Genomic DNA, 25,170 nt, shown 5'->3' with positions numbered 1-25,170 from the left:
GGAAGTCTGCCTGTCGCAACATGAAGAATTATTTAGATTAGAAAGGCCATCACTGTATTTATATCCTTGATATAAATACAGTGGCACCCGCATTAAGTGATCACTAAGTAGAAAGCTAGCTAATCAACTACCAAAGACCAGTGCAACCGGCTGGGCGCCGGCATTCTTCTGGGTAAAATCCTTGGCTTGTGCGGCGGTCTTCAAGGTATAGCCATAGTTGGATGAGGCCGTCCACTGCGCCTTGGGCGACTTCTGATTAGTGATTGGCGGCACACTGTTGATGTCGGTGAAGGTCCCGTTGCCCTTGTCATCCAACATGCCTTTATTCTGGCTGCCTTCGCCAAAGTAATTACTTTCAGAAAGGATATTGGCATTTTGTGCCAGGGTAAAACCGAGGTGAAAGTTATTGATGTAGTTGTTGTACACATGAAAATAACCGTAACGCATCAAGCCAGGCGCACGCACTTCCATATTGTCGAAGCGGTTATGGCACAGCGTCAGGTGCGGGTAACCATTGAACGCGGCATTATTATCATCAGCCGGGTGACCGAAGATCAGACCATACTTATGGCTGCCAAAGAAGCAGTTGCTGATGGTGGCATAATCGGCCTTTTCCCCGATATACAGTAGTTTATCTTCGCTACCGTCCGTGGTGGACCAGCTGTGCCCGACGAAAGAGCAATGGTCGATCCAATACTTGCTGCCGTAGTTCAAGTAGACCTGGATATCGTCATTGGCCTTGATACTTGCCGAATGCTTGAAGATAAGATTCTGCAGAATGATGTTCTGCGACTGCGCCGTTGCACGCAGGTGAATATTCTCCAGGGTACGGTTCTGGAACGAGCCAATCAGTGTCTTGTTGGCGCCCATGTTGACTTTGGTCAGGCTCGACGCCGAGATATTACTGTTGATCACCAGTACCCGTGGGGTGGTGTCGCCGATATTGGCCTTGAGTTGATCAAGGGTGGTGATACTGACCACAGGGCCGGACCAGCCACCTGTCACTTTTGCCGCTTGGGCGAAACCGATCAGACCGTTGAGTTTGCTTTCTGGGTAGGACATGAGTTCCCTCTCTATCAATAAAAATGGCTCGGTAAAACGAGCCTGTGCATCAAGTTAATCCGTTAACTTGCACACAGTGTTTGGCATGGCTGAGGTTGCCGGGGTTTGGTTGGTCAGCGCTAAACACTGTGTTTATGTACAGTATTCGGCATTACCTTGGCCGTCAACCCTCATGTTGAAAAACAACCCAGCCACCTCCCGCATTTGGCCTGCTACGCCTGATCACCCTCATCACATTTGTTAACCGTATTTTTGACGTTTTTTTCTCATTCCCAGCTCTACATTCGCCGCGCCCAAACATGCAAATGATTCCTATTGGTCTACCCTCAACCGACCTCTCGCGAATTTCCCGTGCAGTCATAAAAACCCGGAGCGCTCACCGCATGACCACTCGCCTTCCCTCGTTCGTCAAACAAGCCCTGCTCGCCACGGCCCTGGTCAGTGCCGGGCATGTGTATGCCGCCAGCGAGCCGGTCGGCATCGTGGTGTACAACGCCCAGCATGAAAGCCTGACCAAGGCGTGGGTCGAAGGCTTCACCCAGGAAACCGGGATTCCGGTGACCATCCGCAATGGCGACGACGCCGAGATGGGCAACCAGCTCGTGCAGGAAGGCGCGGCTTCTCCGGCGGATGTATTCCTCACTGAAAACTCCCCGGCCATGGTACTGGTGGACAACGCGGGCCTGTTCGCCCCGGTCGCGCCGACCACGCTTGAACAGGTGGACGCCGCCTACCGCCCGGCCCATGGCAAATGGGTGGGCATCGCTGCGCGCTCCACGGTGTTCGTGTACAACCCGAGCAAACTGAAAGAAGCCGACCTGCCCAAATCCCTGCTGGACCTGGCGTCGCCCAGCTGGAAAGGCCGCTGGGCCGCGTCACCGGCCGGTGCCGACTTCCAGGCCATCGTCGCCGCCGTGCTCGAACTCAAGGGCGAAGCCGCGACCCTCGACTGGCTCAAGGCAATGAAGGCCAACGCAAGCATCTACCGGGGCAACAGCGCCGTACTCAAGGCCGTCAACGCCGGCCAGGTCGACAGCGGTGTGATCTATCACTACTACAGCTTCGTCGACCAATCCAAGACCGGCGAAAACAGCAAGAACACCCAGTTGCACTACTTCAAGCACCAGGACCCTGGCGCGTTTGTGAGCATCTCCGGTGCCGGTGTCTTGGCCTCCAGCAAGCATCAGGAACAGGCCCAGGCCTTCTTGAAGTGGATCACCGGCAAAGACGGCCAGGCGATCCTCAAGGACGGCAACTCGTTTGAATACGCGGTCGGTCAGAACGCTCAATCCAACCCCAAGCTGACTCCGCTGGCACAACTGGATGCACCCAAGGTCGACGCGTCCAAGCTCAACAGCAAGAAGGCCGTCGAGTTGATGACCCAGGCCGGACTGCTCTGATTGCTGCCTGAATCGTCGATTCCCGGCATCGCCCACGCGCTGCCACGCAAACGCCCCCACAGCCTGTTCAAAAGCCGTGGGGGCACCTGGGTCACCGGTTTGTCGGTGCTGGTTTCGTTGTTGGCGCTGTTGCCGATCGCGTTTGTAATCGGCGTGTCGTGGCAAATCGGCTGGACGCAGATCGAAGCGCTGGTCTGGCGCCCGCGCGTCGGCGAGTTGCTGACCAACACCGTGCTGCTGGTGCTGTTCACCTTGCCGTTGTGCATCGTGTTGGGCATCGCGCTCGCCTGGTTGACCGAGCGTACCGACCTGCCCGGCCGCCGCGCCTGGTCGTTGCTGGCGGTCGCGCCGCTGGCGGTGCCGGCGTTTGTGCACAGTTATGCGTGGGTCAGCCTGGTGCCGTCGATCCATGGTTTGCCCGCTGGCGTGCTGGTGTCCGTGATTGCCTATTTCCCGTTTCTGTACCTGCCGGTGGCGGCGACCCTGCGCCGGCTGGACCCTGCAATTGAAGACGTGGCCGAATCCCTGGGCCTCAAGCCCTGGGCGGTGTTCTGGCGCGTGGTGTTGCCCCAGTTGCGCCTGGCAATCTGCGGCGGCGCGCTGTTGGTGGGCCTGCATCTGCTGGCCGAATATGGCCTGTACGCGATGATCCGCTTCGACACCTTCACCACGGCGATTTTCGATCAGTTCAAATCCACCTTTAATGGCCCGGCGGCGAATATGCTCGCGGCGGTGCTGGCCCTGTGTTGCCTGGCGATGCTCACCGTTGAAGCCTCGGCACGCGGCCATGCGCGTTATGCGCGGGTCGGTTCCGGCAGCGCCCGCGAGCAACGCATCGTGCGGCTGAGCCCCGCAACCACCCTGCTCGCCCTCGGCTTGCAAGCCGCGACCTGTGCCTTGGCCCTCGGCGTGCCGCTGGTCACCCTGGGCAAATGGCTGATCGCCGGTGGCCGCGAGGTCTGGCAGTTCAGCGAATTGCTGCCGGCGCTGGAGCAAACCGTGCTGCTGGGCATTGCCGGTGCGGTGCTGACCACCTGCGCGGCGGTGCCGATTGCCTGGCTGTCGATTCGTGCACCGGGGCGCCTGCAACGCATCCTGGAAAGCTGCAACTACATCACCAGTTCGTTGCCCGGCATTGTCGTGGCGCTGGCGCTGGTCACGGTGACCATCCACTTCGCCCGACCGATCTACCAGACCACCATCACCGTATTGCTCGCCTACCTGCTGATGTTCCTGCCACGGGCGCTGGTCAGCCTGCGCGCCGGTATCGCCCAGGCGCCGGTGGAGCTGGAAAACATGGCACGCAGCCTTGGCCGTTCGCCGGGTCGCGCGCTGTGGCTGATTACGATGCGCCTGGCGGCTCCGGCTGCCGCAGCGGGCGCGGCGCTGGTGTTCCTGGCGATCACCAACGAGCTGACCGCCACCCTGCTGCTCGCGCCCAACGGCACACGCACCCTGGCCACCGGCTTCTGGGCGATGACCAGCGAGATCGACTACGCCGCAGCAGCGCCTTACGCGTTGATCATGATCCTGCTCTCACTGCCGTTGACCGGCCTCCTTTACCACCAATCCAAACGCACGGCAGGCCGATGAACGCCCTCGAACTCCACGCCCTCTGCAAGACCTTCGGCACCCAGCGCGCCCTGGCCGACGTCAGCCTGGCAGTGCCCAACGGCAGCCGCACGGTGATCGTCGGACCGTCCGGCTCGGGCAAGACCACCTTGCTGCGCATGATTGCCGGCTTCGAATTCCCCGACAGCGGCAGCCTGACCCTTAACGGCCAAGTACTGGTGGACGCCACTCACGCCGTGCCCGCGCACCAGCGCCAGATCGGTTATGTGCCGCAGGACGGCGCGCTGTTCCCGCACATGACCGTGGCCGACAATATCGGCTTTGGCCTTGCCGCCAGACACGCCACGCGGCACGAACGCATCGCCGAGCTGATGGACAGCGTGTCCCTCGACGCCAACATGGCCCAACGTTGGCCCCACGAACTGTCCGGCGGCCAGCAGCAACGGGTGGCGCTGGCGCGGGCGTTGGCGCAACAGCCGCGGCTGATGCTGCTGGATGAACCGTTTTCGGCACTGGACACCGGCCTGCGCTCGGCCATGCGCAAGATGGTCGCGCGGCTGCTGAGCGATGCGGGCATCACTACGATCCTGGTCACCCATGACCAGAGTGAGGCGCTGTCGTTCGCCGACCAGTTGGCGGTGATGCGCCAGGGCCGCCTGGTGCAATCGGGGCATCCGATGGACCTGTACCAGTACCCCGTGGACGAACAGACCGCGTTGTTTCTCGGCGAAGCCGTGATCATGCCCGCGCACATCGAGGGCGGCTGGGCCCATTGCGCGTTGGGGCGTGTGTCGGTCGACCGCCAGGTCAATCACGGTGCTGCACGCATCATGCTGCGCCCGGAGCAACTGCACCTGAGCACCACCGACCCATCCGGTTGCCGTGGCGTGGTCACCGAGCGCGAATTCGGCGGCAACACCTGCACCCTGACCGTGGCGCTGCAACCGGATGACAGCACGCCCGGCCAAGCGATCCTGGTGCGCAGTTCGGGCCTGCATGCGCCAAACATGGGCAGCGTGGTGCACCTCACCACGGTGGGTTTGGCCCATGTGCTGTAAAAAAGCAGCGGCCCTCAGTCCCAGCTAAGTTTCGCGGTTTACCTTCTCTCCTGCGCCCACCCCCGCGCCATCAAGGAGAGGTAACCCGATGAATGCCACAGCGGCCCGTTGGCTGAACAAAGTACCCGAGGTGACGCTGTCATTCTGGGTGATCAAGATCCTGTCCACGACCGTGGGCGAAACCGGCGCGGACTACCTCGCCGTCGACGCCGGTTTCGGCGCCGGCTGGACCAGTATCGGCATGGCCGCGCTGCTGGCGATGGCATTGTTCTGCCAGATGCGCACCAAAGCCTACACCCCGTGGATCTACTGGCTCACCGTAGTGCTGGTGAGCATCGTCGGCACGCAGATCACCGACATTCTCACCGATAAACTCGACGTGAGCCTGTACACCAGCACGGCGATTTTCTCGATGCTGCTGGGCCTCAACTTCATGGTCTGGTTCCGCACGGAACGCAGCCTGTCGATCCGCGACATCGTCACCCCTCGGCGTGAAGGGTTCTACTGGACCACGGTGCTCTGCACCTTTGCCCTCGGCACCGCCGCCGGCGACCTGGCCACCGAAGCACTGGGCCTGGGTTTCACCCTTGGCGCGGTGATCTTCGCCGGTTTGATCGCCGTGGCCCTGGTGGCCTGGCGCCTGGGGGTCAACAGTGTACTGACCTTCTGGATCGCCTACATCCTCACCCGCCCGTTTGGCGCCTCCCTCGGCGACCTGCTCACCCAAGCCAAGACCTACGGCGGCCTGGGCATGGGCGCCAGTTGGACCAGCGCGCTGTTCCTCTGCGTCATTGTCCTGCTGGTCGCCGTGGCGCAACTGAGCGTCGGCAGCCGCAAAGCCATCACCCCATGAACACTCACCTCAAGGAAACCCTCATGCGTCCTGTTCAACACCTGATCCGCCGTGTCGCCATTGTTTCAGCGATCTTCATGCTCGGCATCGCCACCGGCTGCTCCAAACCCGCCGACAACCCCAAGGACACCACCCGTGCCGCCGCCAGCCAACACCAGGCGTCGAAACTGGGTGACCTGTCCGAGTTCCGCAACATCGCGGTGGACGTATCGGCCCTCGTCGCCAAGAACGACCTGCCCGCGGCCAAAGCCCGCATCAAGGACCTGGAAACCAGCTGGGACTCCGCTGAAGCCGGAATCAAGCCCCGCGCCGCCAGTGACTGGCATGTGCTGGATAAAGCCATCGACCGCGCACTGGAGGCGTTGCGCGCAGGCAGCCCGAACCAGGCCGACTGCAAGGCCGCGATGGATGACCTGCTCAAGGCCTTCGATACGATGAAGGGCTGATGCCGGACAAATGTCTGCCCAGATGCTTCAATACAGACGCGGCGATGATCTCACCGCGTTTTTTTCGGAGAGGGATATGCGGATACTGCTGGTCGAAGACGACCCCATGATTGGCGATGCGATCCAGCGCGCCCTCAGCGACGCCAGCTACGCCGCCGACTGGGTCAAGAACGGCCTCACCGCCCTGGCCGCCCTCGACACCCACCCCTACGACCTGGTGCTGTTGGACCTCGGCCTGCCCGGCAAGGACGGCCTGCAAGTGCTGGAGATCATCCGTGCGCGCAACAACGCGGTGCCGCTGCTGATCATCACTGCCCGCGACAGCCTCGATGACCGCCTGCGTGGCCTCGATGGCGGTGCCGACGACTACTTGCTCAAACCTTTCGACATGCCCGAACTGCTCGCCCGCATGCGCGCCGTACTGCGCCGCAAAGGCGGCAGCGCGTCGTCGTTGCTCGGTAACGGCGTGGTGTCGCTGGACCTGCTCTCCAAAGAAGCCAGCACCGAGGAACTGCGTGGCGTGGCCCTGTCCAGTCGTGAATTTGCGCTGTTGCAAGCCTTGCTGATCCGCCCGGGAGCAATCCTGTCACGCAGCGAATTGGAAGACCGCCTGTATGGCTGGGGCAATGAGGTTGAAAGCAACGCCATCGAGTTCCTGATTCACGCCTTGCGGCGCAAGTTGGGCAGTCACGTGATCAAGAACGTCAGGGGCATGGGATGGATGGTTTCAAAAAACGTTTGAGCGAGTCGGTGCAGCTGCGCCTGTCGGTGACGCTGTCCCTGGCGATTCTGTTGGTGGCGTTGCTGGCCAGCGTGTTTGCGTATGTCTCGGCCTTTGACGAAGCCCACGAACAACAGGACGCCACCTTGCGTCAGGTGGCCATGCTGTTCGACCGCCAACAGATGACGCTGCACTACCCCCAGGGCAAGGCGATTGACGGCGATGATGAAGAATCGCGGGTGATCATCCAGCACCTGGGCGATGGCAACCAGGCGACAGGCAGCAGTGACGAGGCGTTGCCCCTGCCGTTCCCCACCACGCTCGCCGATGGCCTCGCCACGGTGCAAGTGGCCGGCGAAGCCTTTCGGGTGCTGGTGCACACCACCTCAAAGGGCGAGCGCATCGCCGTGGCCCAGGAACAGGACGCCCGCGACAAGGATGCCCGCGAGAGCGCCTGGCGCAGCCTGCTGCCGTTCCTGATCCTGTTCCCCGTGCTGTTGCTGGTGGTGGGCGACCTGGTGCGCAAACTGTTTCGCCCCATCGGCGTACTGGCCGCCGAGATTGACCAGCGCGACGAACAGGCGCTGCACCCGATTGACGAGCAGCATCTGCCCACGGAAGTGCGCCCGTTCGTGGTCGCCATCAATCGCCTGCTGGCCCGCGTCGGCCAGTCCATGGACAGCCAGCGCCGCTTTGTCGCCGACGCCGCCCATGAGCTGCGCTCACCGATGACTGCCCTGTCGCTGCAAGCCGAACGCCTGGCCGCCACGGACTTGTCAGCGGTCAGCCGCGAGCGGTTCTTGCCACTGTCCCGAGGCATTGAGCGCGGGCGCAAACTCATCGATCAACTGTTGGCACTGGCGGCGGCGCAAGCGCCATCAACGCGGGTGCAAACGCCGCTGTCGGTGCATGGCCTCTATCGACAGGTGCTGGAAGATTTACTGCCCTTGGCAGAGCGCAAGCAGATCGATGTCGGCCTGGAAAGCACCGAGGATGTGCAGGTGCGGTTCAATGAACTGGACCTGTTCACCCTGGTCAAGAACCTGGTGGACAACGCCATCCGCTACACCCCGCAAGGCGGGCGTATCGATCTGTCGGTGAAGAAGATTGAAGGTGGCGTGCTGCTGCAAGTCAAAGACAGCGGCCCCGGCATCGCCGAGGAGGAACAGCTGCGGGTGTTCGACCCGTTCTATCGCAGCCTCGGCTCGGAGGAAGCCGGTTCCGGCTTGGGTTTGTCGATCGTCAAGGCGATCAGCGAGCGCACCGGTTGCCGCGTGCAGCTGGCATTCAGCGACACGCTGACGGAACAAGGGTTGTGCGTCAGCGTGTGGATCGCTCAATGAGTGGTGCATTCAGACGCAGATCCAAACAGCTCCAGGGCGAAAAAATGTGGTGGAGAAAAGTCTCCACCGCGCTTTGAACAACAGCAGACCGTGTTCGACGTCAGCTGCACGCCTCAGTCATCATCATCGCTATCGCTGATCTCGTTGCCAATTTCGTTTGTGGCGTATTTCTGTTTCATGAACTCGTCATGGGCAGCTTTTTCGTCCTGGGCCAAATGCGTGCTTTCATGCCAGGCTTTTTCTTGTTCCCTCGACAATTTGTCCTCCTCCACAAACCGTTCTTCGGGCAATACTCTCTTGACCGCTGGTGTGAGGTTAGTGGTGCGCAATTCGGCAGGTGGCTGGTAATGACCACTCGAATTCGTCCAGAACTCCGGCTTGCCACCCTTGACGTAAATAGTGCCTGCATACAGCACGTCAGTTGTGCCCCCCTTCAATGATTGCATTCCTTGGGTCAATGCCGAGTGTCCTGACACCCACTGTGGACTGACGTGAGCAACGTAGGCGTATGGCTTGCCGCCCGGCGTGAGACCTTTGTCCATTGAGCCTACATAGACTTTGTCCGGCTCATCGGCGCGTATTACAAAAGCATATGCTCCATCGCTCAGGGCAAACTTGCCGTACCTCGGGTCTTGCGACGTTAACGCATAGCGCCCGTCAGGCAGCAGGCTGAGTTCAAAAATCTGGTCCGGCCTAGCGGGCGTCTGTAGTGTCGAGCCTGAAATGCGTTCCTTCAGCCGAACAGGAAAAGTCCGGTTTCCACCGGTGACCCCACGGCTCCTCCAAACTCCGGCTTCATCAGGCTTGGCAATTTTGCCAGTGCTCACCAGTTTTTCCGGGTCCTTCAAGTCCCGTACCCGCAACAAAAAATGCTCCCCGTCCCCGGCATCAGAAATATACGAGGCGAAATAGGTTTCGCCCCTGAACTTCACCTCTCGCATCCCTGGAAAGGGGGCGGGCGTGTCGACGGCTGCGTTTACTGTGGGAGCCCTCGTCAACTCAAAATCTTTTCCCTCAGAGGCGCCTTTTCTCCAGACGTAGTTTTCGGCGAGCGGGGAATCAAAATTGATGGAGGGCTCACCGAACCCGCCTTCTATCACCGTTGGCCCGACTTCGTGCACCAATTGCAGGCCGGAGATGACCGCTCCAGCAGTGCCGCCAAGCCGGTCATCTGCGGTCTTTCCATAGAGACTGTCGTGAACACCAAAGACAATGTTCCCAACGTTACCCACCACAGGTACATAGCCAAAGGTGTTACTCCAGAAATCCTTTGCCGCCTTCCAGTTCTGTTGAGAAGAGCCAAACACCTCGGTCTGGTCGGACCACAGCGCATTCTTAGCGTTCACCTCTTGGTACTTTGCAGCAATACCATCATTCAGGTTGCCATATTTCAACTGATAAGCACTTCGTCGCGCCCGGGTGTAATTAAATGTTTCTCGGACAGGAATAGCCTCATCCGATAGTAGACTGTGATATCCCGGGTAAGTGGAAGAATTGTTCAGAATCAAACTATCGAGCACGTCCTTACTTTTCGGCCAGCGAGCATCCCTACCACCTTGCCTGTCGCCGGCATTGAAACTACGCAGCAAATTATCGCGATTTTTTTTGGCCCAATGGGCAAAGTCATCATCCCCTCGAATTTCACTAACACTTCCGTTCTTCAAGTCAAGGATCAGCCCCTTGTTGGGCCTGTTTTTATAGTTACCATCATAAGGAGCGTAAGGAATAAATGCATACCCGCTCAAGGTATACCCATATATATTGGGGATGATTACCTGACCATTTTTATTCAAAACATTATCGATGGCTTCTCTACCTTCAGGGCTTAACCCTTCAAAGGCCTGCGTATCATTACGCAAGCTTTGCAAAGTCCCCTTTACCAAATAAGCATCTGCTTTCCCCGAGCGCTCCGCTATGACTCCCGATTCATCGCGCATCGGCGCGGCAATATCTTTCTCCCAACGATCTTGAAGCTGCTTACCAAGACGTTCCAGATTATCGACCTTGCCCCGGTCCTTTGCGTCAATATGCATGAAGTTGAAATTGATCGGCCCACCCCGCTCAACCTTATCGTGCTGAAGGGCACCTGCTGCAATTTCCCATGCGAAGTAAGTGCGATGTTCGGGGGGGCTCCAATTCGTAGGCTGCCCCATTCCCTTGGCAGACATGAATGTCACCGTGATTTTTTCATGTGGGTCGTAGCCAGCCGCCAATAAACCTCCACTGAAATACCCAGCAGGTTCCATGAACATGCGCATGTTCTGAAACTTGACGTTTCTTTCACCTTCCCGGCCAAGTTCTATATTCCCGATTTGCGTACTCACGCGACTGGCATAATCACTGATGCGTTGTTCTCGTTCCTCCATCGTGTACTTTTCGGTGGGTGGAGAAACAGTATCGGATCCGTAAATTGTCATCCTGAAGACACGGGATTCAGGAGAGGTGGAAGAAGAGGCCTTTGGCTGCTCCGGTCCAGGCCCGCTTACGTTGCCGCCTACCTCACTCGGCTTCGCGCTTATTGCATTGTTTGGGGAATATGTATCGACCAGCGCCCTCCTAGGGCGATGATGTGCAGCTCCGCCAATTAAACTTGATGGTGGTGTATCTCGAATCGTTCCTGGTGGAGTTCCCAATGGCACAGCGGGTACTGGAAGTGATTGCCCGGGAAAGAAGCTGAGGCCAGTCATCGAAATATTCCTGTTTATATTGGTTGGAAAACATACCGATGGCGTTAATTATTCCTACACTACTCAGGCCACCTTGCCTCCACCGGCTCACCAGTAAGTCGCACTTACCAATGTGAACGTTCCTTCAATACAAACCGCGCTTGTCACACTGTGTTTCCTCCGCGCTTACCGATAACAACCGACTCCTCCACCCCCAGACGATCCTCCGGATTGCGTAACGGGTCATTTGTGACCTAACAGGGAGATTACTTGGACACCGGCATCGCAAACTCCGCGCCCTGCTCGATGCTCTCCGACCAGCGCTGCATGATCGACTTCTGCTTGGTGTAAAAGCGCACGCCCTCGGTGCCATAGGCATGCATGTCACCGAACAGGCTTTTCTTCCAGCCGCCAAAGCCGTGCCAGGCCATCGGCACCGGGATCGGCACGTTGATGCCGACCATGCCCACTTCAATGCGCCGTGCGAATTCGCGGGCGATGTTGCCGTCGCGGGTAAAGCAGCTGACGCCGTTGCCGAACTCGTGGTCGTTGACCAGCTTGATCGCCTCGGCAAAGTCATTCACGCGTACGCAGGCCAGTACCGGGCCGAAGATTTCTTCGCGGTAGATGCTCATTTCCTGGGTGACGTGGTCGAACAGGGTCGCGCCGAGCCAGAAGCCATTTTCCAGGCCTGCCTCAGTGGGCACGTAGTCTCGCCCGTCGAGCAGCAGTTGCGCACCGGCCTGTACGCCTTGTTCGATGTAGCCGCTGATGCGCTCCAGGGCGGCGCGGGACACAATCGGGCCCATCTCGGCCTTGAGGTCGCGGCCGTCAGTGATGCGCAGTTGCTTGGCACGTTCGGTCAGCGCCGCGATGACTTTGTCACCCACATCGCCCACCAGCACCGCCACGGAGATGGCCATGCAGCGCTCGCCGGCACTGCCGTAGGCGGCGCCCATCAAGGCGTCGACGGTTTTTTCGATATCCGCGTCGGGCATCACCACCATGTGGTTTTTCGCACCGCCCAGGCCTTGTACGCGCTTGCCGTTACGCGCACCGGTTTCGTAGATGTATTGGGCAATCGGCGTGGAGCCGACGAAGCTCACGGCCTTGACGTCCGGGTGTTCGATCAGTGCATCCACCGATTCCTTGTCGCCCTGCACCACGTTGAACACGCCTTTGGGCAAGCCGGCTTCACGCAGCAGTTCGGCCATGAACAGCGAGGCGCTCGGGTCGGTGGGGCTTGGCTTGAGAATGAAGGTGTTGCCCGCCGCGATGGCGATCGGGTACATCCACATCGGCACCATCACCGGGAAGTTGAACGGCGTCACGCCCGCCACCACGCCCAGCGGCTGGCGCATCGTCCAGTTGTCCATGCCACGGGACACCTGGTCGGAATGTTCGCCCTTGAGCAGGTTGGGGATGCCGCAGGCGAACTCCAGGATATCGATGCCACGGTCGACTTCGCCCTGGGCGTCGGTGAAGACCTTGCCGTGTTCGGCGACGATGATGCGCGCCAGGTCGTCTTTGCGTTCACGCAACAGGTGCAGGTATTCGAACAACACTCGGGCACGGCGGATCGGCGGGGTGTCGGCCCAACCGGCGAACGCGGCCTGGGCAGCGGCGACGGCTTCGGACACGGTCTGGCGACTGGCCAGGGCGACGCGCCCGGTCTTTTCGCCGGTGGCCGGGTTGTAGACATCCTGATAGCGATCGTCGCGGGACACGCGCTGGTCGTTGATGTAGTGCTCGATGGTCGTGGTCATGGCAGTAGATCCCAGGTGGATAGCGTTGGGGACCACGATAGGCTTTCGGTTTGTTCCAAACCAGAGCAGAATCCAGAACTTATTGTCCACTATGGCGAACAATACACCCATGGAAAAATCCGAGATCGAAGGGCTGTGGACGCACATCCACTGGCTGTCGGTGCTGGAGGAACAAGGCACCTACACCGCCGCTGCCGCACGCCTGGGCGTGAGCAAGTCGGCGGTGAGCCAGCGTATTTCCGACCTGGAAAAAGCCACCGGCACGCGGCTGGTCACCCGCACCACGCGTAGCGTCAGGCTGACCGATGCGGGGCTGTCGTTGACCCGTGAGGTGCGCAGCGCCTATGCGCAGATCGCCCGCAGCTTCTCCTCGGTACGCGACTCGGTCGGCGAGATTCGCGGGCTGGTACGGCTGACCGCGCCAGTGGCGTTCGCCCGTCAGCAATTGGTGCCGCACTTGTCGGAATTCCTGCAACAGTACCCGCAGGTGCGCATTCAACTGGACGTGTCGGACGCCCTGAGCTCACTGGCCGCCGAAGGCTACGACCTGGCCGTGCGTCACGGCTTCCAGGTCCCGGAAACCCATGTGGCCTGGAAGCTGTGCGATACCGGTTCGGTGCTGGTCGCCACCCAGGACTACCTGCAACGCCACGGCGAACCCCGCGAACCCAGTGATTTGTCCGCCCATAACTGCCTGTTCTACCCACGCGGCACCGACCAACCCGCCTGGACCTTCGAGCGTGGCAGCAAAAACCTCGAGCGCGTGACCGTACCCATCGCCGGCAGCTTCGCCACCAACAACAGCGAAGCCCTGCGTGACGCCGCCCTCAACCACCTGGGCATCGCCCTGCTCCCTGACTTCAGCGCCCACGCCGCGTTGGCCGGCGGCAAGCTGGCGCAGGTGCTCAAGGGCTGGACGCTCAAGGGCGCGTTTGCCGATGAGATCTATTTGATACGACCGTATTCGCCCCATGTGCCGAAGGCGGTGAGTGTGTTGGTCGGTTATCTGAAGGAAAAGTTATCGGCCGGGTTTAGGTTCACAGCGCCTTAATGGCCCGACCAAAACAGCAATAAGTGGATCTTTCTGAGGAACCAATCACGCCGTAGGATTGCCCTGCGGCCACCACCCTCCAGGCCGTTGCAGCTCTATCTCAAGGGCTCTCCTGCGCAGAGTGTTGGTCATCATGAATTGGAACATCGTCCCCTCCACAGCTTTTCAAACCACAGCAGCCGTGATGTCCGCGATTGCCCTGCTCGGTTGCCAACCGCCCACGCGGGCTGACTTCATCAAGTACCCGACGCTGCAACAGCGCTGGTCGATGATCTGTGATCCGCGCAGCAACCTGGCCGAGGCAAATGTGGAGGGCTGCCAGCACTTCCATGAGTGGCTAGCCGCCAGCCGGGAACCGGTGCTGGACAACCTGATGAATCAGAACCTGGGCAAGTGAACCGCCAGCTTTTTTTCAGGGGGATATTGCCCACAAGAACTAAAAGTCCATAATGGACAAATTAGTTTAGTTGCGGAGACTCCCATGTCCAGCTCACCCCACGTGCTCCACCAGGCCCAGGCCCGCGAATTGCTCGCTCAAGTCGATGCGCCGCAGATCCTGCGCAAGCTGTTCCAGGACCTGGCGGCCGGGCAAGCCGTGCAGCCGGCGCAGCAGTTGGTGGAGTTTCCACGCGCCGCCGGCGACTTTATCAACTACCTGGGCGTGCTGGCCGAGGATGGGGTGTACGGGGTCAAGACCTCGCCCTATATCGTGCGTGAGCAAGGCCCGTTGGTGACCGCGTGGACCTTGCTGATGTCGATGCAGACCGGCCAACCCCTGCTGCTGTGTGATGCCGCCGAACTGACCACGGCCCGCACTGCGGCAACCACAGCGCTGGCGGTGGAGGCATTGGCGCCCTTATCAGCAAGGCGCCTGGCGATCATTGGCAGTGGCAAGGTGGCGCAGGCGCATGTGCACTACGTCAAACAACTGCGTGACTGGCAGCACATCAGCCTGTTTTCGCCGAGCCTGGCCAACGCCAGCGCCGAGGCTATCACCCAACTCAAGAGCCTGGACCCAAGGGTGGTCATCGCCGCCAGCTGCGATGCGGCCGTGGACAACGCCGATGTGATCCTGCTGTGTACCTCGTCGGCCGGACCGGTGCTCGACCCCGCCCGCTTGAGCAAACCGGCGCTGATCACCTCGATCAGCACCAATGCGCCGCGTGCCCACGAAGTGCCGCCCCACAGCCTCAACGCGATGCAGGTATTCTGCGACTATCGCCAGACCACCCCGGGCGCGGCAGGTGACATGCTGATCGCCGCCGAACAGCACGGGTGGGACCCACGTGCCATCGTGGGAGACCTGCCCGAACTGCTCAGCGACTGGGTGCAGCGCCCGGCCTACGACCGTCATGTATTTTTTCGCTCCATCGGCCTGGGCCTGGAAGACATCGCCCTGGCCAATGCCCTCTGGAGACAGCTATGAGCCACGCAGATTTCATCATCATTGGCGGCGGTATCGCCGGTGCCTCCACCGGCTTCTGGTTGTCGCAGCACGGCAAGGTGCTCGTGCTGGAGCGCGAAAGCCACCCGGCCTATCACTCCACCGGGCGTTCGGCGGCGCTGTTTACCGCCGCCTATGGCACCCCGCAGGTGCGGGCGCTGACCCTGGCCAGCCGCGCGTTTTTCGACAACCCGCCGCCGGGCTTTTGCGAACACCCGTTGCTCACGCCACGGGGCGAAATGACCGTGGACTTCATCGGCGATGCGACCGAATTGAACGTCCAGTACCAGAGCGCCAAGGCCACCGTGGTCCAGGTCGAGCTACTCAGCGCCGACCAGGCCTGTGCGAAGTTGCCGATCCTGCGCCGCGAAAAAGTCCACGGCGCGTTGTATGACCCCACCGCCAGTGACATCGACACCGACGCCCTGCACCAGGGCTACCTGCGCGGTATCCGCCGCAACGGTGGCGAAGTGCACACCGACAGCCACGTACTCGGCTTGAGCCGCGACGGCGACGGCATCTGGCAGGTACAAACCCAGGACGCCTCCTACACCGCTCCGGTCATCATCAACGCCGCCGGCGCCTGGGCCGACCACATCGGCGGCCTCGCCGGGGCCGCTTCCATCGGCTTGCAGCCCAAGCGGCGCTCGGCCTTCATCTTCGCCGGCCCCGACGGCGTCGACAGTCATCACTGGCCGATGCTGGTGGCGCTGGACGAGTCCTTCTACATGAAACCCGACGCCGGCATGTTCCTTGGCTCGCCGGCCAACGCCGACCCGGTCGACCCCCAGGACATTCAGCCTGAAGAACTGGACATCGCCATGGGCATCTACCAGATCGAAGAAGCCACCACCCTGACCATCCGCCGCCCGACCCGCACCTGGGCCGGCCTGCGCAGCTTTGTGCACGACGGTGATCTGCTCGCGGGTTTTGATCCGGTGGTACCGGGGCTGTTCTGGGTCGCGGCACAGGGCGGCTATGGCATCCAGACCTCACCGGCCATGGGCCAGGCCAGTGCCGCACTGGTGCGCGGCGCACCGCTGCCGGAGGCGCTGACACGGTTCGGCCTCGACGCTGGTATGCTCTCCCCTGCCCGCCTGGAGCCCCATTGATGACCACCGCTGAACAAGACACTGTCATGCAGAACTTCCGCGCAATGGCCGACGCCATCGCCACGCTGTTCTTCCCCCACGCCGAAGCGGTGCTGCATGACCTGCGCTCGCAAAAAGTCGATTACATCGCCAACAACCTGTCCAAGCGCAGCATCGGCGATGACTCGGCGCTGGAGGACATGCTCGACGCCGACGTCAGCGAGGTGAATATCGGCCCGTACGAAAAGCTCAACTGGGACGGTCAGAAAATCCGCAGTCTGAGTACCGTGCTGCACGACCACCAAGGCCGACGCCTGGCGGTACTGTGCATCAACCTGAATATTTCACTGTTTGAAAACGCCAAGGCGGCGCTGGACCTGTTCCTGTCGCCCAGCAAGCTGATCCCGCAGCCGGACTCGTTGTTTCGCGATGACTGGCAGGAACGCATCAACACGTTTTTGCATGCCTGGATGCGCGAGCGGCAGTTGAGCCTGAATTTGCTGACCCGTGACCACAAGCGCGAGCTGGTGCTGGCCCTGCATGCCGAAGGGGCGTTCAAGGGCAAGAGCGCGTCGAACTATGTGGCCAATGTGCTGGGCATGGGGCGGGCGACGGTCTACAAGCATCTGAAAGAACTGAAGGGCTGATCGTTACGGCTGAAAACACCTCTGGACAAGTGTGGGAGCGGGCTTGCTCGCGAATGCGGTGGCTCAGTTGGCCTATCTGGTGACTGACAGTCGGTATTCGCGAGCAAGCCCGCTCCCACATTTAGTCCGCGTAGACCTCTCAATCGCCGTAGATGTCGGCCTTGAAGTACTGCTGCGAAATCTTCTGGTACTCACCACTGGCGCGAATGCCGTCGATGGCTGTGTTCAACGCGCTGACCAACTCGCTATTGCCCTTGCGCACCGCAATCCCGGCGCCCTCGCCCACGTATTTCGGGTCCTTGAGTTCCGGGCCGACGAATGCGTAGCCCTTGCCACGGGGCATCTGCAGGAAGTCATTCAGGGGGATGGTGTCGGCGAAGATCGCATCCAGCCGCCCGGCGGCCAGGTCCATGTAGATCTCTTCGTTATTGCTGTAGCGCTTGACGGTAATGCCCTTGGGCTCGAACACCTCGGTGGCGTAGCGATCCGTGGTGGTCGCCCGTTGTACGCCGACGGTCTTGCCCTTGAGGCTGGCGTACTGATCGTCCACCACGGCGCCTTCCTTCATCACCAGCCGCGATGAAGTGAAGTAATACTTGTGGGTGAAATCCACCGACTTCTTGCGGTCTTCGTTGATGGTCATGGACGACAGCGCCATGTCGATTTTCTTCACCTTGAGGGAAGGAATCAGGCCATCGAACTCACCTTCGACCCACACGCACTTGACCTTCATCTGCGCACACAGCGCATTGCCGATGTCGTAGTCGAAGCCGACGATCTTGCCTTCCTCGGTCTTGGACGCAAACGGTGGGTAAGCCGCCTCGATGCCGATGCGCAGGGTTTTCTCGGCGGCGACCAAGGGGCCGGATGCAAGCAGGCTCAAGGCCAGGACGGTGATGAGGGAGCGTTTCTTCATGATCGGGTTCTCGCAAGTTGTTGTTGGTTTGGCAAGAGTGTGAAAGAGATGAATCGCATGCTTTTGTACTTATAATTCCATCTTGGACTTTTATGTCTTAACCGTCAATCTCACTGCTGCCTGGCGCAACACCCATGACTTTTTTGCACAACGCACCGGTGTTTTTGAGCGTTCTGCTCTGATTTATGCGTGCCTATACTCGGTCCAGCCTCTCGGTCCAGCCGGGGGTCAGTCCCCACAACAATAATTAAGGACAGCCACCATGACCCAGCCCTTCCTGGCCGCTCGGGATTTTCTGCTCGCTCACCGCACCGACTACGCCACCGCTGTCCGGGATTTCCGTTGGCCGCAACTGGACGAATTCAACTGGGCTTTGGACTATTTCGACACAATGGCCGAGGGCAACGCGGCAGATGCACTGTGGATCGTCGAAGAAGACGGCAGTGAGCAGCGCTACAGCTTCCAGCAACTGGCCACGCGCTCCAACCAGGTGGCCAACCACTTGCGCGCCCTCGGCGTGCGTCGCGGTGACCGGGTGCTGTTGATGCTCGGCAACGATGTGGCGCTGTGGGACACCATGCTCGCCGCGTTCAAGCTCGGCGCCGTGGTCATCCCCGCCACCGCCCTGCTGAACCCCGACGACCTGCGCGACCGCATCGAGCGCGGGCAGGTGCGTCACCTGGTGGTCGGCGAAGCCCACGTGCATAAATTCGCCGGGCTGGCAGACGGTTGCAGTCGCGTCTGCGTGGGCTCGGCGCCGCAAGGTTGGGTCGCCCACAGCGCCGCCTTTGAACACCCCGAGCAGTTCAAGGCCGAAGGCCGCACCCTGGCCACCGACCCGATGCTGCTCTATTTCACCTCCGGCACCACGTCCAAGCCGAAGATGGTGCTGCACAGCCACCAGAGTTACCCGGTGGGCCACCTGTCGACCATGTACTGGATCGGCCTGCAACCGGGCGACCTGCACCTGAATATCTCGTCACCCGGTTGGGCCAAGCATGCGTGGAGTTGCCTGTTCGCACCGTGGAATGCCGGTTCCTGCATTTTTATCCATAACGTCGCACGGTTCAGCGCGCCAGCCTTGCTCAGCGCCCTGGAACGTTACGGCGTGACCAGCCTGTGTGCGCCGCCCACTGTGTGGCGCATGCTGATCCAAGAGGATCTTGCCAGCTACAAATCGCGCTTGAGCCTGCGTGAGCTGGTAGGCGCGGGTGAACCACTGAATCCGGAAATCATCGAGCAGATCCAGCACGCCTGGGGCCTGCCGTTGCGCGACGGCTTTGGCCAATCGGAAACCACTGCGCTGGTGGGCAACACTCCAGGACAAGTGCTCAAGCCCGGTTCCATGGGCCGTCCGCTGCCAGGCTACCAGGTGGCTTTGCTAGACCCGGATGGCAATCCCGGCGACGAAGGCGAAGTCGCCCTGCCCCTGGACGTACGTCCCCTCGGCCTGATGCTGTGCTACGAGGACAGCCCGGAGAAAACCGCCGAGGTCATGCGTGACGGCTACTACCGCACCGGCGACACCGCGCAGGTCGACGCCGACGGCTACATCACCTTCGTCGGTCGCGCCGACGATGTGTTCAAGGCGTCCGACTATCGCATCAGCCCGTTCGAGCTGGAAAGCGCCTTGATCGAACACCCGGCGGTCATGGAAGTGGCCGTGGTGCCGAGCCCCGACCCGTTGCGCCTGGCGGTGCCCAAGGCGTTCCTGATCCTGGCCCACGACGAACCGGGCAGCCATGAACTGGCCCGCCAGATCCTCGCCTTCGCCCGCGAAAACCTCGCCCCCTATAAGCGGGTGCGACGCATCGAGTTTGTCAGCGAACTGCCCAAGACCATCTCCGGCAAGATCCGCCGCGTGGAGCTGCGGCAGATGGAGGTGGTGCGGCGCCAGAGCGATACGCGGGGTGAACAGGAGTACTTCGAAGAAGACTTTGTTGTGAATACGCCCACGGTTTGAATGACTGTTACGGTAAAAATGTGGGAGGGGGCTTGCCCCCGATGATGGCTTGTCAGCCACAAATGTGCTGACTGATACACCGCCATCGGGGGCAAGCCCCCTCCCACATTGTAAGTGCCTCTGAGTTATCGGGTCAGAAGTCCACTGTCGCCGACAGCTGCAAGGTGCGCGGGTAACCCGGCGAAAACGCGCCATACGACGCCACGCCCGACCAGTACTCACGGTCAAACACGTTCTGCACCGTAGCCCGGAAGGTAGTGGGCCGGCCTTCGATCCTGGTCGCATACCGCGCACCCGCATCGATGCGCGTCCACGCGTCCAGTTCCTGGGTGTTGGCCTGGTTGACGTATTGGCTGTCGGTGTAGATCGCCCCGCCCGTGAGGGTAAAGCCTTCCAGCCACGGCGTGTCCCACTCGGCCCAGAGGTTGGCCTGGATATCCGGCACGCCCACGGGTTTGTTGCCCCGGTTGGCGGCAGTGGCGGACTTGGTCAGTTCGCCATCGAGGAACGTCACGCCGCCCATCAAGCGGGTGCCGGGCGCCACTTCGCCGAACATGCTCAGTTCGACGCCGCGGTTACGCTGTTCGGCCTGCACCGAATACACGCCGTTGGCGCCCAGTTCGCCGCTGGGCTTCTCGATCTGGAACAGTGCAATGGTGGTCATGAAGGTGCCGTGTTCGTATTTCACACCCACTTCGTGCTGCTTGGATTCATACGGGGCGAAGGTCTCGCCGGCATTGGTCGCCGTGCCCGGTGCCGCATCGCCTTTACTCAAGCCCTCCACATAGTTGTAGTAGAGCGACACATCCTCCCAAGGCTTGATAACCACCCCCAGCAGCGGCGTATTGGCGCTGGCGTCATAGCGCGAGCTGACCCCGCCGTTGCTGTTGTAGTTGCGCGATTCGATCGATTGGTGGCGCATGCCGAGGGTCAATTGCAGGCGATCATCCAGAAAGCCCAAGGTGTCACTGAGCGCCACGCCGGACAATTCGGTCTCGGAAATACGCAGTACCTTCGGGGTGTTGATGGATTGCTTGGGCGTGTCCACCGGGTGGTAGATGTTGGAACGGATCTCCTTGCCGTTGGTGATGCCCCGCGACAGTTCATCCTGGTAACGGGTCGCCATCAGCGTGGTGATGTGGGTCACCGGGCCGGTGGCGAACAGCCCGCGCAGGCCCACGTCGGCGGTCGAGCGGTCGACGTTGAATTTGTAGTAGCCGGGAATATTGCTGGTGTCGCCGGCGTCGTTGAGGATGCGTGGCACCTGGTCGGACATGCGTTTCACATCCGACCTGCCGCCACCGGCGTGGGCGAACACGCTCAGGTTGTCGTTGAGGTCGTATTCACCGCCGAGCAGCAGTGACTGTTCCTTGGTATCGGACCAACCCCATTTCTGCGGCAGGCTGGTGCGACCATTGGGCGCCGACGGCACCTCGACGCCCGGCGCAATCGTGAACGGCCGCGAGGCGCCCTCCCAGCTTTCCTTCTGGCTGATGTAATCGAGGTTCAGACGCAGCCGCTCGCCACGGTAATCCAGGGCAATCGCGCCGATGCCGACATCGCGGTTCTGATTGTCCACGACGGTGTCGCCGCCCTGCAGGCTGCCGTTGAAGCGCACGCCAAACTGGTTTTCATCACCGAAGCGGCGGCTGATGTCCAGGTGGCCGCCCACCTGCGTGTCCGACGCATAGCTGCCGGTGAAGCGGGTCAGGTCCTGGTCCAGCGGGCGCTTGGGCACGATATTGATCACCCCGCCCACGCCGCTGTTGGGTGAAATCCCGTACATCAGCGCGCCCGGCCCCTTGAGCACTTCGACCCTTTCGGCGTACTCGGTGAACGCCCGGTAGTTGGGTGCCACGCCGTACACACCGTCGTAGGCCAGCTCTCCCAGGTTGCCCTCGCCAATCGCAAACCCTCGGATGAAAAACGAGTCGACGATGCCACCGGCCTGCCCGGTGGAGCGCACCGAGGGGTCGCGTTCCAAGGCATCAGCCACGGTCACGGTCTGCAGGTCGGCCAGGGTCTTGGCGGTGTAGCTGGTGACGCTGAACGGTGTGTCCATCACGTCCTTGTTGCCCATCATGCCCAGGCGCGCACCACGGGCGACCTGACCACCGGCGAGCACCTCCGGCAGGTCGGTGGGGCCGCTGTAGCGGGCGTTGACGTTCGTCGCATCAAGCGTCAGGCTCTGCGCGCTGTCGTCGCTCGCGTCTACCGTGGCGGCCCAGGTGGGGGTGCTGGCGGCGGCCAGGATCAGGGCGGAACGAACAGCAAGGGTTAACCGGCTGGCAACGGGCATGACATCAGGGTCCTTTCATCGTGAGAAAATGAGAATTACTCCTGATGCCAGCCGACGCGGGAAAAAGTATCAGCGTCCCGCGCGTTTTTTTCATACCGAGGCCGTTTCATGCCACCGACCCGTGTCCTGATTTACCTGCTGTTCACGATCCAACTCGTGTCGATGGGCGCCATGGAAATGAGTGGGCCGTTCTGGCCTATTCATCTACGCGGACTGACCGACTCCGACACGCTGTTCAGCTTCGCCAGCATCGTGGTGTACGTGGGGCCGATGCTCGGCATCCTGCTGACCAGCGCGTTCTGGGGGCGCATCGGTGACCGTTACGGCCACAAGTGGATGATGATCCGCGCACTGGTCGGGCTGACGTTGACCCAACTGGGCCTGGCGCTGTTCAGCGACCTGTGGGCGATCCTGGTCCTGCGGTTCCTGCAGGGCGCCTGCGCCGGTTACATCGCCCCGGCCCAGGCCTATGGGGTGAGCATCGAGGCGCCGTCACGGCGGGCGCGGCTGTTTGCGCTGCTGCAGATTTCCACCAACGTCGGCTCGTTGCTCGGGGCGGTGGTGGGCGGCCTGATCCTCGACCATGCCACGTTTTTCTGGATCAACCTCAGCGCCGCCGCACTCTGCGCGGTGTGTACGCTGGTGGCGGCGGTGACCCTGCCGGATGTTGCGCCGGTCAAGAAAACCGCATCCACTGCCAAGGGCGGTGTGTGGCAAGGGCCTGCGCTGCTGCCGCTGCTGAGTGTGATGGGCCTTCTGCTGCTGGCGCGGATGCTGCCGCAGACTTCGTTCTCGCTGTATGTGAGCACCACGTTCAACCTCAGCAATGCGCTGGTGGGCCTGTGCTACGGCTTGCTGGCGCTGGGGTTCATCCTGTCGGCCACCGCGTGGTCGCGGCATTTCGAGGGGCGCACACAAGCCGACACACTGCGGCGCATCGGCTACGTGGTGGTCGGCTGCATCGCCCTCACCGGGCTGGCCGGGATCACCCACAACCCTGGGGTGTTTGTCGGCAGCTACTTCGTGTGGGGCGTGCTGTTGGGCGCGACCACGCCGGTGCTGATGGCGCTGATTTCGAAAAGCGCTGACAGCGCCCGTCAAGGCCATGTGCTGGGCATCGCCCAGGGCACCGCGCAGTTCGCATCGATTGCCGGTATCGCCCTCGGCGGATTGCTCAGCCAAGTGTATGGCCTGGCGTATACCTACCTGTTCGTATGTCTCGCGTATGCGGTGACGTTGCTTGCGATTCTCGCATTGCGCTACCGCAGGGTTGTCCCTTAGCATTGGGAATACTTCTCAATTGCACGGATCCGCGCCATGAGCGAAATCCTCACCGCCGACAAGCACCAGCACCTGCGCGCGATCGAGGCCCTGTACAGCGGCCATCACAGCTGGCTGTACGCCACGCTCAAGCGCAAGCTCGGCAACGCCATGGATGCGGCCGACCTGGCCCAGGACACTTTCACGCGTATCCTCGCCTCCCAGGTCACGGTGATCGACCAGCCAAGGGCTTACCTGAGCTGCGTGGCCAGGGGCATCCTGGTCAACTGGTATCAGCGCAAGGCGCTGGAGCGCGCTTACCTGGAGGCGCTCGCCAGCGTGCCAACCCAGGAAGTGCCTTCGCCGGAAGCGCATTTCGTGGTGCTGGAAACCCTGCACGAGATCGACGCGATGCTCGATGCCCTGCCCCCGCTGGTCAAGCGGGCGTTCCTGTTGTCACAGCTGAACGGCCTCAAGTACCAAGACATTGCCGAGCAACTGGGTGTGTCCTTGATCACCGTCAAACGCTACATGAAACAGGCGTTTGTGCAGTGCCTGATGCTGGTGGAATAAGTGCTCAGCCTGCGCAAACAACCACCACTCGCCCCCGAAATCCTCGAAGAAGCCGCCGAATGGCTGATGCGCCTGAGCGAAAACGACCTCAGCGACCACGAGCGCGCCGAATGGGAGCGCTGGAAAACCAGCAGCCCCGAACGTGATCGCGCCTGGGCCCGTGCGCAATTGCTGCAAAGCAAGCTGGGTGGCCTGCCGCCGTCCCTGGCGATGTCAGCCCTCGACCGCCCGAGCCACCCGGAACGCCGCGCCGCCCTGGGCAAGCTGGCCCTGCTGCTGGCGGTGATGCCGGTGGGCTGGGGCAGTTGGAAACTGGCGCAGACCCAGCAGTGGACCGCCGACTACCGCACTCGCGTCGGCGAGCGCCGCGAACTGACCCTGGCCGATGGCTCGCGCATCACCCTCAACACCGACTCCGCCATCGACGTGCGCTACGACAGCCAGCAACGCCTGGTGCACCTGCGCGAAGGTGAAATCCTGGTGCAGACCGCGCAGGATCCGTCCCGCCCGTTCCTGGTCAGTACGCGCCAGGGTCGCATGCAAGCCTTGGGCACGCGCTTTACCGTACGCGAACTGAGCGGGCGCACCCACCTGGCCGTGCTCGAAGGCGCCGTCAAAGTGATGCTGGCCGAGAACCCACAGAGCACGCCGCTGATCGTCAACGCCGGGCAACGCACGGACTTTTCCGCACAGACCTTTGGCACGCTCAGCGCAACCGACCGCAATGTCGGCGCCTGGGCCCAGGGCATGCTGATGGCCGACAAAATGCGCCTGGCGGATTTCATCGCCGAGCTGACCCGCTATCGCCGTGGTTTCGTGCGCTATGACCCAGCGATTGCCGACCTGCGCATTTCCGGCGCCTTCCCCATCAGCGATCCGCAGCGCACCCTGAACATGCTGGTGCAAACCTACCCGGTGCTCGTCAGCGGCCACCTGAACGGTTACTGGGTCACCCTGTCCCCCGCCTGAGTGGGCGGAAAAAATAAAGCGCCGGGCGGCTGATACTTTTTTCGATCTCGACTGGCAAACACAGCAATAC

The 25,170-nt window shown here is 61.3% G+C and carries 21 protein-coding genes; 16 read left to right on the top strand and 5 right to left on the bottom strand.

Translation table 11 applies throughout. From position 1 onward, the window contains the following. Nucleotides 1-123 precede the first annotated feature (123 nt). Nucleotides 124-1,062: a pectate lyase family protein gene (locus BLR69_RS02230; protein ID WP_071494923.1), complete on the bottom strand. Its 939-nt coding sequence runs from the start codon at nucleotides 1,060-1,062 to the stop codon at nucleotides 124-126. Nucleotides 1,063-1,445: 383 nt separating this feature from the next. On the opposite strand from BLR69_RS02230, the gene BLR69_RS02225 reads away from it, so the two are divergent. From BLR69_RS02225 to BLR69_RS02195, 7 genes are all read left to right on the top strand, one after another. Continuing rightward, nucleotides 1,446-2,462 (top strand): iron ABC transporter substrate-binding protein, encoded by a 1,017-nt coding sequence (locus BLR69_RS02225; RefSeq protein ID WP_071494924.1) that lies wholly within the window; start codon nucleotides 1,446-1,448, stop codon nucleotides 2,460-2,462. Between the two features lie 27 nt (nucleotides 2,463-2,489). After that, on the top strand, nucleotides 2,490-4,055 hold the full coding sequence (locus tag BLR69_RS02220; RefSeq protein ID WP_371858627.1) for an ABC transporter permease: 1,566 nt from the start codon (nucleotides 2,490-2,492) through the stop codon (nucleotides 4,053-4,055). Beyond that, nucleotides 4,052-5,092, top strand: coding sequence for an ABC transporter ATP-binding protein (locus BLR69_RS02215; protein WP_071494925.1), 1,041 nt, complete (start codon nucleotides 4,052-4,054; stop codon nucleotides 5,090-5,092). Before BLR69_RS02220 ends, BLR69_RS02215 begins: the two co-directional genes overlap by 4 nt. An 88-nt stretch (nucleotides 5,093-5,180) precedes the next feature. Further along, complete coding sequence (locus BLR69_RS02210) at nucleotides 5,181-5,945, top strand: COG4705 family protein (RefSeq protein WP_071494926.1); 765 nt, start codon at nucleotides 5,181-5,183, stop codon at nucleotides 5,943-5,945. Between the two features lie 23 nt (nucleotides 5,946-5,968). After that, a complete protein-coding gene (locus tag BLR69_RS02205; protein WP_071494927.1) occupies nucleotides 5,969-6,391 on the top strand; it encodes a hypothetical protein in 423 nt (140 codons plus the stop codon). Between the two features lie 76 nt (nucleotides 6,392-6,467). Continuing rightward, the gene (locus BLR69_RS02200) at nucleotides 6,468-7,133 is read left to right on the top strand and encodes a response regulator transcription factor (RefSeq protein WP_071494928.1); all 666 of its coding nucleotides are present in this window, start codon (nucleotides 6,468-6,470) and stop codon (nucleotides 7,131-7,133) included. Next, a complete protein-coding gene (locus BLR69_RS02195) occupies nucleotides 7,109-8,455 on the top strand; it encodes an ATP-binding protein (protein WP_071494929.1) in 1,347 nt (448 codons plus the stop codon). The genes BLR69_RS02200 and BLR69_RS02195 overlap by 25 nt, the downstream gene beginning before the upstream one ends. A gap of 113 nt (nucleotides 8,456-8,568) precedes the next feature. Here the strand turns inward: BLR69_RS02195 and BLR69_RS02190 are convergent, their stop codons facing one another. Together BLR69_RS02190 and BLR69_RS02185 are read right to left on the bottom strand one after the other, a co-directional pair. Beyond that, nucleotides 8,569-11,142, bottom strand: a complete 2,574-nt coding sequence (locus BLR69_RS02190; RefSeq protein ID WP_134434931.1) for a hypothetical protein — start codon at nucleotides 11,140-11,142, stop codon at nucleotides 8,569-8,571. 245 nt (nucleotides 11,143-11,387) lie between these two features. Beyond that, nucleotides 11,388-12,887 carry a CoA-acylating methylmalonate-semialdehyde dehydrogenase gene (locus BLR69_RS02185; protein ID WP_071494931.1) on the bottom strand — a complete coding sequence of 500 codons (1,500 nt, stop codon included), beginning with the start codon at nucleotides 12,885-12,887 and terminating at the stop codon, nucleotides 11,388-11,390. Nucleotides 12,888-12,996: 109 nt separating this feature from the next. Here BLR69_RS02185 and BLR69_RS02180 point away from each other — a divergent pair, with 109 nt between their 5' ends. From BLR69_RS02180 to BLR69_RS02160, 5 genes are all read left to right on the top strand, one after another. Beyond that, the gene (locus BLR69_RS02180; RefSeq protein WP_071494932.1) at nucleotides 12,997-13,938 is read left to right on the top strand and encodes a LysR family transcriptional regulator; all 942 of its coding nucleotides are present in this window, start codon (nucleotides 12,997-12,999) and stop codon (nucleotides 13,936-13,938) included. A gap of 184 nt (nucleotides 13,939-14,122) precedes the next feature. Continuing rightward, entirely contained in the window at nucleotides 14,123-14,335 is a 213-nt protein-coding gene (locus BLR69_RS02175; protein ID WP_232000948.1) for a hypothetical protein, read from the top strand. A gap of 84 nt (nucleotides 14,336-14,419) precedes the next feature. Beyond that, complete coding sequence (locus BLR69_RS02170) at nucleotides 14,420-15,364, top strand: ornithine cyclodeaminase family protein (protein WP_071494934.1); 945 nt, start codon at nucleotides 14,420-14,422, stop codon at nucleotides 15,362-15,364. Then, nucleotides 15,361-16,494 (top strand): NAD(P)/FAD-dependent oxidoreductase, encoded by a 1,134-nt coding sequence (locus BLR69_RS02165; RefSeq protein WP_071494935.1) that lies wholly within the window; start codon nucleotides 15,361-15,363, stop codon nucleotides 16,492-16,494. Before BLR69_RS02170 ends, BLR69_RS02165 begins: the two co-directional genes overlap by 4 nt. Continuing rightward, a complete protein-coding gene (locus BLR69_RS02160; RefSeq protein WP_071494936.1) occupies nucleotides 16,494-17,120 on the top strand; it encodes a helix-turn-helix transcriptional regulator in 627 nt (208 codons plus the stop codon). The genes BLR69_RS02165 and BLR69_RS02160 overlap by 1 nt, the downstream gene beginning before the upstream one ends. A gap of 139 nt (nucleotides 17,121-17,259) precedes the next feature. Here the strand turns inward: BLR69_RS02160 and BLR69_RS02155 are convergent, their stop codons facing one another. Next, nucleotides 17,260-18,036 (bottom strand): ABC transporter substrate-binding protein, encoded by a 777-nt coding sequence (locus BLR69_RS02155; protein WP_071494937.1) that lies wholly within the window; start codon nucleotides 18,034-18,036, stop codon nucleotides 17,260-17,262. A 262-nt stretch (nucleotides 18,037-18,298) separates the two neighbouring features. On the opposite strand from BLR69_RS02155, the gene BLR69_RS02150 reads away from it, so the two are divergent. After that, nucleotides 18,299-19,999, top strand: a complete 1,701-nt coding sequence (locus BLR69_RS02150; RefSeq protein ID WP_071494938.1) for an AMP-binding protein — start codon at nucleotides 18,299-18,301, stop codon at nucleotides 19,997-19,999. Between the two features lie 133 nt (nucleotides 20,000-20,132). Here the strand turns inward: BLR69_RS02150 and BLR69_RS02145 are convergent, their stop codons facing one another. Beyond that, complete coding sequence (locus BLR69_RS02145) at nucleotides 20,133-22,298, bottom strand: TonB-dependent receptor (RefSeq protein WP_071494939.1); 2,166 nt, start codon at nucleotides 22,296-22,298, stop codon at nucleotides 20,133-20,135. A gap of 108 nt (nucleotides 22,299-22,406) precedes the next feature. Here BLR69_RS02145 and BLR69_RS02140 point away from each other — a divergent pair, with 108 nt between their 5' ends. Genes BLR69_RS02140 through BLR69_RS02130 form a run of 3 tightly spaced genes read left to right on the top strand, consistent with a single transcriptional unit; the run spans nucleotide 22,407 to nucleotide 25,100 of the window. Further along, the gene (locus BLR69_RS02140; RefSeq protein WP_071494940.1) at nucleotides 22,407-23,579 is read left to right on the top strand and encodes an MFS transporter; all 1,173 of its coding nucleotides are present in this window, start codon (nucleotides 22,407-22,409) and stop codon (nucleotides 23,577-23,579) included. Between the two features lie 36 nt (nucleotides 23,580-23,615). After that, the gene (locus tag BLR69_RS02135; RefSeq protein WP_071494941.1) at nucleotides 23,616-24,131 is read left to right on the top strand and encodes a sigma-70 family RNA polymerase sigma factor; all 516 of its coding nucleotides are present in this window, start codon (nucleotides 23,616-23,618) and stop codon (nucleotides 24,129-24,131) included. After that, nucleotides 24,132-25,100 carry a FecR domain-containing protein gene (locus BLR69_RS02130; RefSeq protein WP_071494942.1) on the top strand — a complete coding sequence of 323 codons (969 nt, stop codon included), beginning with the start codon at nucleotides 24,132-24,134 and terminating at the stop codon, nucleotides 25,098-25,100. Nucleotides 25,101-25,170: the final 70 nt, after the last annotated feature.

This window comes from Pseudomonas azotoformans (genome assembly GCF_900103345.1).
Lineage (GTDB): Bacteria > Pseudomonadota > Gammaproteobacteria > Pseudomonadales > Pseudomonadaceae > Aquipseudomonas > Aquipseudomonas azotoformans.
This window is presented reverse-complemented; position numbering and strand designations above follow the sequence as displayed.

Excerpts from the sequence above, each read along its gene's own strand:
- BLR69_RS02215 (WP_071494925.1), top strand. The coding sequence starts at position 4,052 with ATGAACGCCCTCGAACTCCACGCCCTCTGCAAGACCTTCGGCACCCAG.
- BLR69_RS02145 (WP_071494939.1), bottom strand. The coding sequence starts at position 22,298 with ATGCCCGTTGCCAGCCGGTTAACCCTTGCTGTTCGTTCCGCCCTGATC.
- BLR69_RS02165 (WP_071494935.1), top strand. The coding sequence starts at position 15,361 with ATGAGCCACGCAGATTTCATCATCATTGGCGGCGGTATCGCCGGTGCC.
- BLR69_RS02160 (WP_071494936.1), top strand. The coding sequence starts at position 16,494 with ATGACCACCGCTGAACAAGACACTGTCATGCAGAACTTCCGCGCAATG.
- BLR69_RS02155 (WP_071494937.1), bottom strand. The coding sequence starts at position 18,036 with ATGAAGAAACGCTCCCTCATCACCGTCCTGGCCTTGAGCCTGCTTGCA.
- BLR69_RS02225 (WP_071494924.1), top strand. The coding sequence starts at position 1,446 with ATGACCACTCGCCTTCCCTCGTTCGTCAAACAAGCCCTGCTCGCCACG.
- BLR69_RS02135 (WP_071494941.1), top strand. The coding sequence starts at position 23,616 with ATGAGCGAAATCCTCACCGCCGACAAGCACCAGCACCTGCGCGCGATC.
- BLR69_RS02170 (WP_071494934.1), top strand. The coding sequence starts at position 14,420 with ATGTCCAGCTCACCCCACGTGCTCCACCAGGCCCAGGCCCGCGAATTG.
- BLR69_RS02210 (WP_071494926.1), top strand. The coding sequence starts at position 5,181 with ATGAATGCCACAGCGGCCCGTTGGCTGAACAAAGTACCCGAGGTGACG.
- BLR69_RS02180 (WP_071494932.1), top strand. The coding sequence starts at position 12,997 with ATGGAAAAATCCGAGATCGAAGGGCTGTGGACGCACATCCACTGGCTG.
- BLR69_RS02150 (WP_071494938.1), top strand. The coding sequence starts at position 18,299 with ATGACCCAGCCCTTCCTGGCCGCTCGGGATTTTCTGCTCGCTCACCGC.
- BLR69_RS02200 (WP_071494928.1), top strand. The coding sequence starts at position 6,468 with ATGCGGATACTGCTGGTCGAAGACGACCCCATGATTGGCGATGCGATC.
- BLR69_RS02190 (WP_134434931.1), bottom strand. The coding sequence starts at position 11,142 with ATGACTGGCCTCAGCTTCTTTCCCGGGCAATCACTTCCAGTACCCGCT.
- BLR69_RS02175 (WP_232000948.1), top strand. The coding sequence starts at position 14,123 with ATGTCCGCGATTGCCCTGCTCGGTTGCCAACCGCCCACGCGGGCTGAC.
- BLR69_RS02195 (WP_071494929.1), top strand. The coding sequence starts at position 7,109 with ATGGATGGTTTCAAAAAACGTTTGAGCGAGTCGGTGCAGCTGCGCCTG.
- BLR69_RS02230 (WP_071494923.1), bottom strand. The coding sequence starts at position 1,062 with ATGTCCTACCCAGAAAGCAAACTCAACGGTCTGATCGGTTTCGCCCAA.
- BLR69_RS02205 (WP_071494927.1), top strand. The coding sequence starts at position 5,969 with ATGCGTCCTGTTCAACACCTGATCCGCCGTGTCGCCATTGTTTCAGCG.
- BLR69_RS02140 (WP_071494940.1), top strand. The coding sequence starts at position 22,407 with ATGCCACCGACCCGTGTCCTGATTTACCTGCTGTTCACGATCCAACTC.
- BLR69_RS02185 (WP_071494931.1), bottom strand. The coding sequence starts at position 12,887 with ATGACCACGACCATCGAGCACTACATCAACGACCAGCGCGTGTCCCGC.